Origin of the sequence: Kibdelosporangium banguiense (genome assembly GCF_017876405.1) — a bacterium.
Lineage (GTDB): Bacteria > Actinomycetota > Actinomycetes > Mycobacteriales > Pseudonocardiaceae > Kibdelosporangium > Kibdelosporangium banguiense.
Genome location: NZ_JAGINW010000001.1, coordinates 9363773 through 9378457, shown reverse-complemented (window position 1 = coordinate 9378457; position 14685 = coordinate 9363773). Strand labels below are relative to the sequence as shown.

Annotated in this window: 6 protein-coding genes; all 6 read right to left on the bottom strand. The window is 66.3% G+C overall.

Going from position 1 to position 14685, the window contains the following annotated elements; all coding sequences use genetic code 11:
* Positions 1-55: 55 nt before the first annotated feature.
* The 6 genes from JOF56_RS42590 to JOF56_RS42565 all read right to left on the bottom strand — a co-directional run bounded on the left by JOF56_RS42590 (position 56) and on the right by JOF56_RS42565 (position 14684).
* Positions 56-2866 carry a PQQ-dependent sugar dehydrogenase gene (locus JOF56_RS42590; protein ID WP_209645256.1) on the bottom strand — a complete coding sequence of 937 codons (2811 nt, stop codon included), beginning with the start codon at positions 2864-2866 and terminating at the stop codon, positions 56-58.
* Complete coding sequence (locus JOF56_RS42585; RefSeq protein ID WP_209645255.1) at positions 2866-6375, bottom strand: ThuA domain-containing protein; 3510 nt, start codon at positions 6373-6375, stop codon at positions 2866-2868. Before JOF56_RS42585 ends, JOF56_RS42590 begins: the two co-directional genes overlap by 1 nt.
* Before the next feature lie 148 nt (positions 6376-6523).
* The gene (locus tag JOF56_RS42580) at positions 6524-8347 is read right to left on the bottom strand and encodes an RICIN domain-containing protein (protein WP_209645254.1); all 1824 of its coding nucleotides are present in this window, start codon (positions 8345-8347) and stop codon (positions 6524-6526) included.
* Between the two features lie 332 nt (positions 8348-8679).
* A complete protein-coding gene (locus tag JOF56_RS42575; RefSeq protein WP_209645253.1) occupies positions 8680-11004 on the bottom strand; it encodes a beta-L-arabinofuranosidase domain-containing protein in 2325 nt (774 codons plus the stop codon).
* Between the two features lie 330 nt (positions 11005-11334).
* On the bottom strand, positions 11335-13239 hold the full coding sequence (locus JOF56_RS42570; RefSeq protein WP_209645252.1) for a primary-amine oxidase: 1905 nt from the start codon (positions 13237-13239) through the stop codon (positions 11335-11337).
* Positions 13236-14684 carry an APC family permease gene (locus JOF56_RS42565; RefSeq protein ID WP_209645251.1) on the bottom strand — a complete coding sequence of 483 codons (1449 nt, stop codon included), beginning with the start codon at positions 14682-14684 and terminating at the stop codon, positions 13236-13238. The genes JOF56_RS42570 and JOF56_RS42565 overlap by 4 nt, the downstream gene beginning before the upstream one ends.
* Position 14685: the final 1 nt, after the last annotated feature.

Genomic DNA, 14685 nt, shown 5'->3' with positions numbered 1-14685 from the left:
CAGTGGTTCTCGCCGCTGGGGGAGGCCCGGCGAGAAGTACTGCCACACCGCATGGTCAGGGCAGGGTCCAGCGTTGGTTGGTGCCGCCGTGGCAGGTCCAGATGATCAGCTGGGTGCCGTCGGCGGAGCTGGCTCCGTTGGCGTCCAGGCACTTGCCGGACTGGGAGTTGACCAGTGATCCGTTGGCTCCGGGCGCCCAGTTCTGGCTGCCCGATCCGTTGCAGGTGGACAGCTGGATCAGGGCGCCGTTGGCAGTGCTGCCGCCTGCGACGGTCATGCACTTGCCCAGTGTGCGCAGCGTGGTCCCGTTGACGGCCCATTGCTGGTTGGTGCCGCCTGAGCAGGTCCAGAGCTGGATCTTGGTGCCGTCGGTGGTGTTGCCGCCGTTGACGTCGACGCACTTGCCGCCGACGCCGGTGATCGGTCCAGTGCTGCCGCCCGTCGGCACGCTGAAGGTGAACGCGTCAACCTCGAACAGGTTGCCGGAGCCACCGTGGAACGTCAGGTACAACGTGCCGCCTCCGGCCGGGACATTGGACAGGGTGGTGGACACCTCGGTGAAGGTGTCCCAGCCGCCCGTGGCCGGCACGGTGACCGATCCGAGCACTGTGCCGGTCGACGAGCCGGTCCGGACGGACAGCGTGCCGCCGGAGCCACCGGACGCCACCCGGGCGGTGAACCGCGTGTTCGTGTCGATCGCGTACGGCTCGAACGCGATCCAGTCACCGTTCTGGATGTCGCCGACGCTCCGGCCACCCTCGGCGGGCGTCTTGTTGAGCAGCGCCGTGCCGGACTGGCTGGCATAGTGCTCGGCCTGGCGATGCCGCGGCTGCAGGACGTTCTGCGCGTGGGTGGTCACCGGTGGCTGACCGTTCGCGCCGAGGTCGGTGTACTCGGCGTCGAACACCGCGTACAGGTTCGCTGCCGTGTCATGTTCGCCGTCCACTGGGATCTGCAGTGTCCCCGAGCATCCGTTCTGGGAGGTGATCAGATGCGCGTGGCTGTCATGGCCCAGGAGGTAGCTCAGCTTCACCCGGTTGCAGTCGATCGTGCCGTCCTCCGCGTCCGACACCGTGATGTTGTACGGCACGCTGTCACCGAAGCTGAACAGAGTTCCCTTGATGGGCGTGTTCAATGTGACTGTGGGGGCGGTGTTGCCGACCGAGATCAGCACGCTCGCACCGCCGGTACGGCCGCCTGTGTCAGTCACTGTGAGCGTCACCGTGTACTGGCCGCTGGTGGTGAAGGTGTGGCTCGGGTTGGCCGCAGTGGACGTGCTTCCATCGCCGAAGTTCCACGAATAGGTCAGCGCGCTGCCCTCGGGGTCCGAGGAACCGGCTGATGAGAAGTCCACCGCGAGCGGCGCCGCGCCGGACGTACGGTTGGCACTGGCCCGCGCGGTCGGTGCCTTGTTGCCGGCAGGGTTGTACTCGATGCGGTAGAGCGCGGAGCTGGCGTCCCCGTTGCCCCATCCGGTGCCGTAGTCGAGCACGTACATCGCGCCGTCCGGGCCGAAGGTGGAGTCCATGACCTGCGTGCCGCGCCACGGGAAGTCGTTGATCTGCCCGGCCGAGCCGTCGGAGTTCACGTCGATGGCCTTGATCCACCGCCGGCCGAACTCGGTGGCGAAGACGTGACCGTCCAGTGCGGGCGGGAACTTCACCGACGACGGGTTGGCCGCGTCGTACCGGTACACCGGCGCGCTCATCGGCGACTCCGACCCGCAGCCGAACGCCGACACCGAGCAGTTGTCGTACTTGATCCACGCCGCGCGGGCGGCAGGCAGGTTCCTCAGCCCGGTGTTGCGCGGGGAGTCGTTGACCGGCGCGGCACAGTTGAACCGCGCACCCGACGGCCCGGACGGGAACGTGTAGTCCACATAGGTCTCGTTGGTGGTGTTCGAGCCGGTGCAGTACGGCCAGCCGTAGTTGCCTGCCGAGGCGATCCGGTTGAACTCGACCTGGCCGGCCGGACCGCGGCCGGAGGTCGTCGAGCCCGCGTCCGGCCCGTAGTCGCCGAGATAGACCACGCCGGTGGCCTTGTCCACGTTCATCCGGAACGGATTGCGGAAGCCCATCGCGTAGATCTCCGGGCGGGTCTGCGCGGTACCGGGCGCGAACAGGTTGCCTGCCGGGATCGAGTACGACCCGTCGGCGTTCACCTTGATCCGCAGCACTTTGCCGCGCAGGTCATTGGTGTTGCCGGCGCCACGCTGCGAGTCGAACGCGGGATTGCGGTTGCTGCGCTCGTCGATAGGGGTGTAACCGTCCGAGGCGAACGGATTCGAATCGTCCCCTGTGGACAGATACAGGTTGCCTGCCGCGTCGAAGTCGATGTCCCCGCCGACGTGGCAGCAGATACCCCGGCTCGTGGCCACGTCCAGCACGGTCACCTGGCTGGCCATGTTCAGTGTGAAATCGGCGTTGAGGGTGAACCGGGACAGCCGGTTCACCCCGTTCCACGCCGAGAAGTCCGTGCCGTTCTCCGGGGCGTCACCGCCCGGTGTGGACAGTGGCGGTGAGTAGTACAGGTAGATGTACCGGTTGGTGGCGAAGTTCGGATCCGCCCCGATGCCCTGCAGGCCTTCCTCGTCGTGCGAATAGACCTGCAGGGTGCCGATCACTTTGGTGTTGCCCGCCGCGTCGGTGCGGCGCAGCGTGCCGTTGCGGGCGGTGTGCAACACCGAACGGTCCGGCAGCACGGCCAGCGACATGGGCTCGCCCATCTCGGCTACGCCCCGGGCCAGTTCGATCTGCTGGAAGTCGGCCGCGTTCACCGGATGGGCCGATGCCGGCGCGGCCGCTACGAATAAGGGTACGACAACGTTTGCCGCGATCAGCGCGGCCGTGGCGATCAGTTTTCCCATCACACTGCCTTCATGTGCGGACGTGGAGCGGCGATGGACGCGGGTACGGTCCACTTCTGGTTGGTGCCGCCGTGACAGGTCCAGATGATCAGCTGCGTGCCGTCGGCGGAGCTGGCTCCGTTGGCGTCGAGGCACTTGCCGGAGTTGGCGTTCAACAGCGAGCCGTCGGTCTGCGGGGTCCAGTTCTGCCCGGCACTGCCGGTGCAGCTCCACAACTGAACGAGAGCGCCGTTCGCGGTGCCCGATCCGTTCACCGTGAGGCACTTGCCCAGCGCACGGAACGTCGAGCCGGACCTCGTCCACTGCTGGTTGGTTGCGTTCGTGCAGGTCGACAACTGGACCTTGGTGCCGTCCGCGGTGCCGCTGCCGTTGACATCGACGCACTTGTTGGCGATGCCCACGATCGGGCCGCCCTGGCTGGTACCCGGCGTGCCCACACCGGGGCCGACGAACGTGATCGAGTCCAAATCGAACGTGGTGCTGGAACTGGACTTGAACACCACGAACAGTTCGGTGGTGCCCGCGGGCCTGGTCACGTTGACCGGCGTCAGGTTCACGTAGTTGTCCCAGCCGCCAGTACTGCCCACAGTCGCGGTCGCCACCAGCGTTCCGGTCGGCGAACCCGCCCGCAACTCGATCGTCCCCCCAGGACCCGGCGAGGACACCCGGAAGGAGACCTGGTTGATGTTGGTCAGGTTCATCGGGGTGAACGAGATCCAGTCGTTGTTGCCGATGTCCCCGATCCGCTGGCCGCCCTCGGCGCCGGCCTGGGCCACGACCCGGATCCCGGACGAGTTGGTGAAGTACTCGGCCTGCTTGTGCTTGGGCTGCAACACGGCCTGGGTCCGGCCGGTCAGTGCGGGAACCCCGGTGGCCCCTTTGTCGGTGTAGACCGAGTCGACCGCGTAGAACAGGTTCGCGTCCGCACCGTGTCCGGTGTCCGCGCTGGTCACGATCGTCCCGGAGCAGCCGGGCTGCGGCTCAAGCGGATGCGCGTGCTGGTCGTGGCCCAGCGCGGGCGTGGTGATGACCCGTGCGCAGTCGATGGTTCCGTCCTCGGGGTCGGTGACGTTCACGGTGTACGGCACGCGGTCCCCGAAGTCGAACATCCCGCCGTGGGCCGGTGCGCTGAGCTGGACCGTGGGCGTGGTGTTGCCGGAGGTGATCGTCACGTTGGCCACTCCGGTCTTGCCTTCCCCGTCGGTGACCGTCAGCTGTGCGTTGAACTGGCCGCGCGTGGAGTAGGTGTGCGACGGGTTGGCAGCGGTGGAAGTGGTGCCGTCACCGAAGGCCCAGCGATAGGTCAGTGCGGTGCCGTCCGGATCGGACGATCCGGCACTGGAGAAGGCCACTGTCAGCGGCGAGGTACCGGACGAGGGAGTGGCGGTGGCGCGGGCGACCGGGGCGCGGCTGCCGGAGGTGTAGTCGATCCGGAACAGCGCCGAGTCGGCGTTGTCCCGGCCGAATCCGGTGCCCCACTCCAGCAGGTACATCGATCCGTCCGGGCCGAACTTCATGTCCATCGGCGACTTGAACTGCAGGTTCGCCAGGAACCGGTTGATCTTGAGCAGGTTGCCCGAGGAGTCCAGCCGGAACTCGTGCATGGTGTTGCGCGACCACTCGCCGAAGAACGGCGTCTTGTCGAAGTACTGCGGGAATTTGGTGGCCGACGGGTTGTTGGCGTCGTAGTGGTACACTGGGAAGGCCATCGGAGCCTCGCCGCCCGTGCCCATTTCTGGGAAGGCGTTGCCGTTGCTGCCGTTGCCGTACCACACGTTCGCCGCGCGGGCCGCGGGAAGGTTCGTCATTCCGGTGTTGTTCGGCGAGTTGTTCACCGGCGCCCCGCAGTTGAACTTGGCGCCTGAGCTGTTGGTGGCGAAGTTGAAGTCGTTGAACGCGATGTTGTTGGCCACGCAGTACGGCCAGCCGTAGTTGCCCGGCGACTTGATCACGTTCCACTCGACCAGCCCGGCGGGTCCGCGGTTGGCGTTGTCGGAGCCGGCATCCGGGCCGTAGTCGGCCATGTAGATCGTCCCGTCGGTGTCCACAGTGAACCGGAACGGGTTGCGGAAGCCCATCGCGTAGATCTCGGGCTTGGTCTGAGCGGTCCCGGCGGGGAAGAGGTTTCCGGCCGGAACCGTGTACGTACCACCGGATTCCGGGTGGATGCGGAGGATCTTGCCGCGCAGGTCATTGGTGTTGGCAGAGGTCTTCTGCGCGTCGAAAAGGTCGCGTCCCGAACGCTCGTCGATCGGTGCGTAACCGCTGGACTCATTGGGGTTGGTGTCGTCGCCGACGCCGATGTAGAGGTTCCCGTTGGGACCGAAGGTCAGGTAACCGCCCGTGTGCCCGGGCTCGGAGCGGCGCGCGGCCGGAATGGACAGCAGAATCTTCTCGCTGGCCAGATCCAGGGTGTCGCCGTTGATGGTGAATCGGGACACCCGGTTGGTCTCAGCACTGCCCGCGGGGGAGTAGTACAGGTACACCCATTTGTTCGTGGCGAAGCCGGGATCGAGTGCGATGCCTGCCAGGCCGTCCTCACCGCCGGTGTAGACGTTGAGCGTGCCGGCCACGACCGTGGCCCGCGTGTCCGGCTTGTAGATCTTGAGCTGGCCGCCGTACTGGGTGTAGAACACCCGCCGGTCGGGAGCGACCTCGAGTGCGCTGGGCGCCAGCGTGTTGCCGTCCAGTTCCACCTTGTCGTAGTTCGACCACACGGTCGGGGCGCAGTCAGCCGAACGGGTGCCGGCGGCTGTCTGGACGCCACCGAGGATGTGGGTGCGGAACAGTGGCTCGGAGTACGAGGAAGCCTGATGCCCCATGGCCGTCGCCCACAACCGGCCGCCCTCGAAGTTGCGGCACCAGGAGATCGGGTGATCGGATCCCATCGCCGAGGAGCCCGGGTTGTAGGTGGTCTCGTCCGCCGTCACCAGCACATGCACGTTGCCACGGGCGTTGCGGTCGAAGTTGTACCACTCCTCAGTGCGGTTCCACCGCTGGGGCAGCCCCTGACCCGACGGGTGCACCTGGTCGGCGACCTTCGCCGTGCCCGCGACGGTGGCCGAGTGCTGGGTCATGGTCATCCCGAGCATCTGGTCCCACCACGGGAACTGGTTCTCGATGTTCATGTCCGTGGCGTTGTGGATGGCGACGATGCCGCCTCCGTTGCGCACGTACTTCTGTACCGCGGCGCGCTGGGAGTCGTTGTCCCAGACCATGCCCGAGGTCTGGAACATGATGATCACGTTGAAGCCGGCCAGCGTGGCGTCGTTGAAGACGGTCGAGTCCTCCGAGTGGGTCATCTGCCACCCGTTGTCCGCGGCCATCTGCTGGAACATGCTCACGCCTGCCGGGATGGAGTCGTGCCGGAACGCTCCGGCCGCGGTCTTGGTGAACAGCAACACCTTCTCGCCCGCCGCGGCCTGGGCGGGCGCGGCGGGCGCGGTCGTGGTGATCACCAGCAGCAGACCGGCGATCAAGGTCATCAGCCTGACGAATGTGTGTCTCATGTGTCCGCTTCCTGTGCAGGGGAAGGGGTAGCGGCGACCGTCCGGATCGAGCTCCTCCCCGTGACGGTGCGATCACGGGGAGGAGCCCTCCTTCTGGAAGCGCTCCCAGAAGCTGGATGAAAAAACCTGGATCGGCAAAACCGGGCCGCTAGCGGCCCAGCAGCCGCCAGGTCTGGTTGAGCTGGTTGCCCTGGTTCACGGGCTTGCAGGACCACTGGATGACGGGGGCTCCCGCAGCGGTGGACACCCCGTTGACGTCCATGCACTTGCCGCTGTGCCGGGCGACGAGTTGATAGTCATGGGGGTCGTTGCCGGAGTAGGTGACCTTTCGCGGGGTGAACTGCTGGCTGAGGGTCGCGGCAACACAGCTGCGCTGTTGAACGGCGGCGCCGTCCGTGGTGGCGGAGCCGTTGACATCGAGGCACTTACCCGTCTGCTGGTTGACGACGGTGTAGGTGTCGGCGACGCCGGCCACCGGGCGGAAGTTCCAGAGTTGCTGGTCGCCGCCTTCGCAGGGCGACTGCTGTTGCTGGTTGCCCTCGGCGGTGCTGGAGTTGGTGTTGTCCAGGCACTGCTGGGAATGCTGGGCGACGGCCACGGACTGGAAACCGGCGTCCGAAGGCGGCACGAGTGTGATCGTGAACGTGTCGTCGGCATTGCTGTGCGGCAGGTTCACCGTGGTGGCGTTGCCGGACAGGGACACGACGGAGTTCTGGATCGTGACCGGGCCGGTGACGGCGGCGCCCCCGTTGTGCGGGATGCGCTGTGCGATCACACGTACCTGGTTGTTCTGCACGATGCCGCTTGTGGTGTCCAGGCGCTGCAGGTTGACCGCGATATTGCCGGTCGTGCGCCCGCCACCGACGAGGACTTTCGCGACGTCCGGTGCCTTTGTGGCGAACGCGTCGTAGTTCGGGCTCGGGGTGACCGAGGCGATCTGGCCGGTCTGCGAGCCGTAGAAGCGATAGACCCACCATTCGCCCTTCGGCTGGTGCTGCCCGGCCGAGTTGCGCACGAGCAGGTTGCCGAGGTCGTTGTGCAGGTTCCCGCCGCCGGCCCAGTTGGCGCGCAGGCCGTCGGCGCCGGCTCGCTCCAGACGGGCGATGTACCAGGAGCCGTCACCGGGATTCTGCTCGTTGGACGCCCCGTACTCGTTGATCTGATACGGCCGCGGGTGCGGGATACCCCGGGAGTCCAATGAGGAGTTCGCGGCCGCCACGTTCGCCACTGGATCTCCCGGCAGGGAGTGCCAGCTGACGATGTCGGGAACGACATTGCCGGACCGCACGAAGTCCAGGTACTGGGTCCACCACCCGTTGCCGGTCGACGGGACGCACGCACAGCTCGGGCCGACGATCAGGTGCGCGGGGAAGACGGCCCGGACACGTTGGTAGGTACGCCGCCACAGCTCGAAGTACTGGGACTGGGGCCGGTTCCAGAACAGCGTGATGTTGGGTTCGTTCCAGAGGTCCCACTGCACCGGGGCGCCGGTCGCCCGTACGTCGTCGATCAGGCGGGTGAGGAAGTTGTCGTAGTCGGTCCAGTTGCCGTTGTCGCCAGGGAAGCGGGAGATCGGATAGCCGTCCGCGCCCCACAGGTCGTGCACGAGCAGGACGAATTCACCGCCCAGCGAACGGGTTCGCAGCAACTGGGCGCGGGTGGAGTTCCACCGGCGGTCGTAACGGCCCGACACCCAGCCACCCGGGCTGTCGAGTTGTGCTCCACCGGCGCGCATGTACCGGAACTTCACGTCCCGGTAGAAGTGGTCAGCGGGTCCGGAAGCGTTCTCGGTCATGCCGTAGATCCAGCCGGAGGCTCGGTAGGTCGGTGAGCCACCGGCGACGGAGAAGTTGACGGTGATGGACTCGTCCGCGGCCTGGGCGGGCGCGGCGAGCGTGACGATGGACGCGGCGGCGAGGAACGCGGCGGTTCTGCGCAGATATCTTCGCCACTTCAGGCGTCTGGTGTCCATGTGGCTCCTTTGGCAGCAGGGACGGAGTGCACGAGATCACCGAACGGGCAACCGGCTGGTCGACAGGCAGCCGGCGGACAGGCGGATACGGAGGCCGGGCAGGATCGGCAAGGCAGCCGCGGTCAGTGCGGCCGGCATGCGACGGATAGTTCGCCGTTGAACCATGGGGACTCCGACGGGGTCGAACCGGTTCGATCAACTGGCCACCGTACGCGACCTGTTGCGGGCAACGCAATGGTTCAGTCTTATCTGCCGAAATGGTTCAGTCTTATTGCGGCCGATCGAGCGATACCATCACCAGAAGCCAGGCTCAACAGGGCCCGCGACGCGCACTACTGGCTGTTGCGTACGATTCGCCATCGGTTGTCCGGGGTGCCGTTGTCGGAGTCCTGGACGGCGAAGGCGCCGTTGGTGGTGGAGCTGTTCTCGATGCCGAGCAGCTTGCCGCTGTTGGCGTTGCGGATTTTGTACGTTCCGTCCCCCAGGTCGAGCAGCGTCCACCTGTGGTCGGCAGTGCCGTTGTCCGACCACTGCAGGACATGTGCGTTGTCCGCAGTGGACATGTCGCGTACGCCGAGTACCTTGCCGCTGTTGGCGTTGCGGAAGCGGACCGCGGTTCCGTCGGTGATGATCTCCCAGTTGTGGTCCGCGGTGCCCGAATCGTTCCACTGCAACGCGCGGCCGCCGTCGGCCGTGGACATGTCCTGGATGCCGAGCACGAGACCGCTGCCCACGTTGACAAGGCGGGAAGTGTTGCTGCTCTGGCCGCTCGCGTTCCAGTAGACCGTGTAGTTGTGGCCGTGTGCGTCGTAAAAGGGGCCAAGGTTGACCGTGGAGCCGTTGGCGGTGGCGGTGAAAGCGAGGGAACTGTTGCTGGTCCTCGTAATCGAGGAGGTGGTCAGTGACGGCAGGGAGCTCAGCGCGGTGTTTCCATAGTTACCGGACAGAACCGTTGGGCCGTAAGTGACTGCGGCGACGTTCGGGTTGTCGTTGGCCGCCCGCATGACGATTCGCATCGGCATGCTGAGGGTGACTGTGTCGCCGGAGGTCCACGAGCGGGTCAAGGTGGCGTAACTGCCTGGTGTGGTGGGGATGTTCTGGGCTGTGCCGTTGACGCTGATGGTGGCGCCGGTGGTCCAGCCGGGGATGCGGATGCGCATCGGCCACGTTCCGCTGACGTTGCCGGTGACCTGCAGGGTCGTGGTGTCGCTGACCGGGTACGACGTGGTCTGCGTGACCGTGATTCCGCGCTGCGACCAGTTGAGCACCGATGGCAGGAACATGTTCACGATCAAGGTGGTGTCGTTGTAGAAGTAGATGGAGTCCATCAGCGTGGTGTGGACCTCCAGGCCCGTGCCCTGACAGCACCAGAAGGAGTCGTAGTCGGTGCTCCATGTGCCGCCGCCCCACGCCGGGCCCACGCCACGGCGGCCGCCCGGGTTGAGCGGGGTGAAGTAGGTGACGTGCCCGCGGCTGTCGGCCGGGTTCTGCTGGCCGATCATCTGGTTCAGCCATGCCCGCTCGTAGTAGTCGAACAGGGGGACCCGGTTGGGGTCCAACGTGAACAGCTCCCGGGTGAGCTTGAGCATGTTGTAGGTGTTGCAGCTTTCGCAGGTGTCCTTGGAGAGGTAACCGGCGACGGCGTTGGGCGGCCGGAAATGCTCGGCCTGGCTGTTGCCGCCGATGACGTAGGTGTGCGCGTTGACGCAGATGTTCCAGGCGTTGGTGGCGATGTCGCGGTAGCGGGTGGTGCCGGTGGCCTTGTACTCCCGGGCCGCGCCGATCCACTTGGGCACCTGGGTGTTGGCGTGCAGTCCGTTGAGCTGGTCCTGGTTGGCTGCCAGCGGGTTGAACACCGCGGCGTGATCGAAGCGCTGGGCGGCGGTGAGCCACCGCGAGTCGCCTGTCTGCTGGTACAGGTCGGCCAGAACGGCGTTCATACCACCGAATTCCGTCTGCAGCATGGACTGCATCTGCTGGCTGGTCAGCCGGCCGGTGCGCCAGTCGACCCACCCCGCAAGCCGCAAGAGCACGTCGCGCGCTTGCGTGCTTTCCATGTAGCGCCACACGTCCAGAAGACCGGCCAGGGTCTTGTGGATGCAGTAGTACGGCACGTTGCCGTTGGTCAGGGTCCGCGCCTCCAGAGCGCTGAAGTCGGACTCGGCAAATCCCGACAGGTACCCGGTGTTGAACCCGGCGGCGCTGTTGTTGGCTTGGCACTTGGCCATCTCGGCGACCATGTAGTTGGCCTTGTCGCGGCACGTGGTGTCGCCCGTCAAGGCGTACACCTGCGCCCACGCCGTGAGGAAGTGTCCCTGCATGTGGGTGCGGAACGGGAATGTCGGAGCGTCCCAGCCGCCGTTGGAAGCGGCGCCGTTGGTGGACAGCCGGTGGTTGGTCCGGAAGTTGTACAGCAACCGGTCGACGTTGACGAACCGCAGGTAGTTCACCGTGCGGTTCTGGTTGTCCAGCCACCGGCTCGCGGTCAGCCGGACCTGGCCGAGTTGAAAGGGATACGCCGACACCCCGATATCGGCCCTGACCGGTGCGATGGCCGCGTGGGCGGGCGAGCCGCCGAGGTAGTACCCCGCCGCGGATGCGACCGCTGCGGCTCCGGTGGCTTGCAGAAGCCGCCTACGGCTGAGGGAGGAGGACATCCCGCGCCCCTTTCCATCCAGGGAACTAGTGCACTGTGGACGCTGAACAGCCGTTGTTCGCGCGGAGCGGGGCGATGCCCGGAAACCCTGCTGTGGAAGCGGATTGCCGAAGGCTGCCGTGGCCGTGTCGCCGACGGCCCGGCAGGTCGGGGAGGCGGTTGTCCCAATATTATGTTAGCGCTAACATCCCGGTCTGTTCGTCGGGCAAGTGCAATTGGCTTACACACCTGCGAAGTTGACAACGCTGGAAGTGGTGCTCGTCACAACCCTAGACGAGCGTGGCCGATAACACCGGCGCAGTCAAGGTTCAGCCCGGGATGAGCCGGTCGTTCAGGCGTGGCAGTGTCCAGTGCCTTGACCGGATGGGGGTGGTATGTCCAGTGCGGGGTTGCGGTCGAAGAAGCCGGCGGGTTTGAGGGAGAAGCCGACGTAGTCGCAGGGCATGATCGGCCAGTCCTCTGGCCGGGGCAGGTGGGAGGTGCCGAAGGTGTGCCAGAGGACGATGTCCTGGTTGACCAGGTCGCGTTCTTGTTTGACCCATTCGCCGAGGCCGTCGCCGGGGTGCTGGTTGGGGTAGTCGCCGGCGGCGTGTGTCTCGGCTGCGTGGTAGCGGGTGACCCAGAGGTGGTGACGGGCGAACTCGGCTCGTTTGGCGAGGTCGCTTTCCGGGGCGGCCAGCAGGGTGGGGCCGACGAAGGGCACGAGTTTGTAGCCGACTGGTTCGCCGAATCGGTTGGTGACGCCTGGGTTGATCACTTTCCAGGTGCGTGCGGTGGTGGGGTCGCAGGCTCGTCGTGCGTCGCGTTCGTTGGTGATCTCGGTTTTGCGGGCGACGATGGCGTTGCCGTGTTCGTTGCCGGGACCCATCGGCATGCCGACGGCGTCGACTTCGAGGACGGTGTTGTTCGGCCCATCGACCTCGAAGTCGAGGCGCATGTTGAACAGGTGCTGGTGGTTGGGTGCGTCGAGCTGGGGCGCGACAAGGGTGCCGAACTCAGGGGTCGCGCCGGGCGCGACGGCTCGGGTTTGGACGATGCCGGTCAGTTTGGCTTCGAACTGGATGGTTCCGTCGAGGTAGAAGTACCAGAAGAAGCCGTATTCGTAGTTGCCGATGGTGTGGATGGCCGAGACGACGAAGCGGCGGGACCGGCGGACCTCGGGCTGGTCGGTGTAGCGGAAGTTCCAGTGTTTCCAGAGGATTCCGTAGTCCTCTTCGTGCATGCAGATCGCGTTGGTGATGGTCTGCGGCGTGCCGGCTTCGTCGGCGAGGACTGCGTCGAGGTAGCGGATCTCGCCGAGGCAGTCGCAGCCGAGCGACAGTGATCCGACTGTCTTGCCGAGGTTGTATTCGCCGGCGTCGAAGACGTTGCGGAAGTAGAAGTCGTTGCTGGTGTCGCCGTAGGGGACGACCATTTCGCTGATGGCGGCCCGGTGCAGGATCGATCGGCGACGGTCACCGTCCAGGTAGGACACGTCGCTGATCACGAGGCCTTCGACGGCGTCGATGTGGACGTGCATGCGCCAGCGTTGCCATTCGATGACGTGACCGGTGACGGTGAACGACGGCCCCTGGCTCTGGATGATCTCCAGGGGACGCAGATCCGTGCGCAGTGGGCCGACACTGTCGACGTCGTAGTTGCCGCTTTCGGGTGGCAGGGGGATCGGGTCGCCTTCTTGGATGGCGGCGACTGACTTGTCGTTGCAGTCGATCACGAAGACGAGGTTGCCGACTGGACGGGCGTAACCGTTGTCCGTTGTGTACTCGCGGACGTAGGCGCTGGCGCGGATGATCCGCCTGCGGGCCGAGACGCCGTCGACCGGCAGTGTCCCGGTGGACCACGGGTCGATCTGCAGCAGGTCCAGGTCGTGTACGCCGTGGCGGGCCAGTGCGGCGACCGCGGCGGGGTCGTTGCGGACGATCTCGTCGAGCATCATGATTTCTTCGATCATGATCGCGGGCTGCACGCCGGGAATGTGCGCCCAGTCGGTGATCTTGCCCGTGGCCAGGTCGACGCGGGCCTCGTAGGTGGCCGCGTCGGCACGGTCATAGACGACCAGGAACGCGGCCCTGGTGAATGCCGGGTCCTGCCTGCGGACGACGTCCTTGGCTGGCGGGTCTGTGCGGACGAGCGGGAACCGTGGCTCGGTCAGTTCAGGCTTGCCGGAGCGCACCGCGTTGACAGCGGCAGTGATCTCGTCCGCGCTGAGCGGGTCGTAGGGGTGTAGTGCGCTCACAGTTGTCCTCCAGACGGCAGTACCGGGTTGATGCTGGTCGCTGGTCGTCGTCGGGTGACGACCAGCGACCAGATCACCCCAACGGCGATCCAGCTGCCCAGGGTCCAGGGCACGGTGTCCAGCGGGCTGCTGGCCTTGTAGACGGCGCCGAACACGGCGCCGCCGGAGACCAGGATGCCTGCTGAGGCGGCGACGAGCAGCTTGACGCGGTTGACCTCGTTCCAGAGCCCGCGCGCTCCGGCGGCGCTGACGGTGAGGTACATCAGGGCCAGGCCGGTCCCGGCGAATCCGGCCATCCACCCGAACATCGGCGCCCACTGCGGCTGGCCCTCGGCACGGGCGAACACCCCGTCAGTGAGGGCGACGAGCAGGATCATGGCGACCGAGACGACCGCGATCAGTGTTGCGCCGACGACCGGCGTGCGGAAGCGGGGGTGGACGGTCGCCAGCGTGGACGGCAACCGGCCGGCCCTGGCCATGGCGAGCATTCCGCGGGTCGCGGCGACGCCGACGCCGATGGCGACCGCGAGGATGTCGAGGATGACGAAGACCGAGAGGAAGAGGCCGAATCCGGAGGACCCGAACTCGGAGCCGGAGGAGAGGACCTGTAACGGGAACACGCTGGTTTTCCACGCGGTGCCGTCGAGTCCGAAACCGACGGCCTGGGCGTAGGCGGTGATGATGAAGTACGCGCCGACGATCGTGAGTGACCACAGCACCGCGCGTGGGACATGCCGCTTCGGGTTGTCGGTCTCCTCGGCCAGGTTGGCCGCGGACTCGAATCCGATGAACATGTTGATGCCGTAGAGCACGCCGAAGAGCAGATCCGGGCCGGAGACGGCGAACGGGTTGAAGGGCGTGGCCGACAGGCTGTTTCCGCCGAGGCCGCCCTTGGCGATGATGTAGATCGAGAAGATGAGGACGATGGCCGACGAGATCAGCACCAGGGCCAGCTGGGCCCGCACCGAGACCTGGACGCCGACGACGACGATCGTCGTCACGATCGCGACGAACACCAGCGACAGCACCCACCAGGGCACGTTCACCGAGAAGGCGGCCAGGAGGAATTCCTGGGTCATGCCGCCGAGGACGAGGAAGGTCGCGGCGGCCAGCACGAGCATGGCGCCGAAGTAGGTCCAGCCGGCGACGATGCCGATGCGCGGGCCGAAGGCGTCGCAGATGTACTCGTAGAGCGAGCCGCACAGGTGGATGCGCTTGGCGTACTGGGCGATCACCCAGCCGGCGCCGAAGATGCCGAGGCCGGCGATGATGATCGCGACGGGGGTGGCGACTCCCGCGCCGCGGCCGGTGGCGGACAGGCCGACGATCAGCGGCAGCAGCGTGGCCACCGAGAAGACCGGGCCCATGAATCCGACGGACTGAGCCAGCACGCCGGTCATCGAGACTGTGGTGCGTCCTAGTGAGGCTGTCCCTGGATCGCTCATA

Coding starts and splice junctions, on each gene's coding strand:
- JOF56_RS42590 (WP_209645256.1), bottom strand. CDS start 2,866: ATGGGAAAACTGATCGCCACGGCCGCGCTGATCGCGGCAAACGTTGTC.
- JOF56_RS42585 (WP_209645255.1), bottom strand. CDS start 6,375: ATGAGACACACATTCGTCAGGCTGATGACCTTGATCGCCGGTCTGCTG.
- JOF56_RS42580 (WP_209645254.1), bottom strand. CDS start 8,347: ATGGACACCAGACGCCTGAAGTGGCGAAGATATCTGCGCAGAACCGCC.
- JOF56_RS42575 (WP_209645253.1), bottom strand. CDS start 11,004: ATGTCCTCCTCCCTCAGCCGTAGGCGGCTTCTGCAAGCCACCGGAGCC.
- JOF56_RS42565 (WP_209645251.1), bottom strand. CDS start 14,684: ATGAGCGATCCAGGGACAGCCTCACTAGGACGCACCACAGTCTCGATG.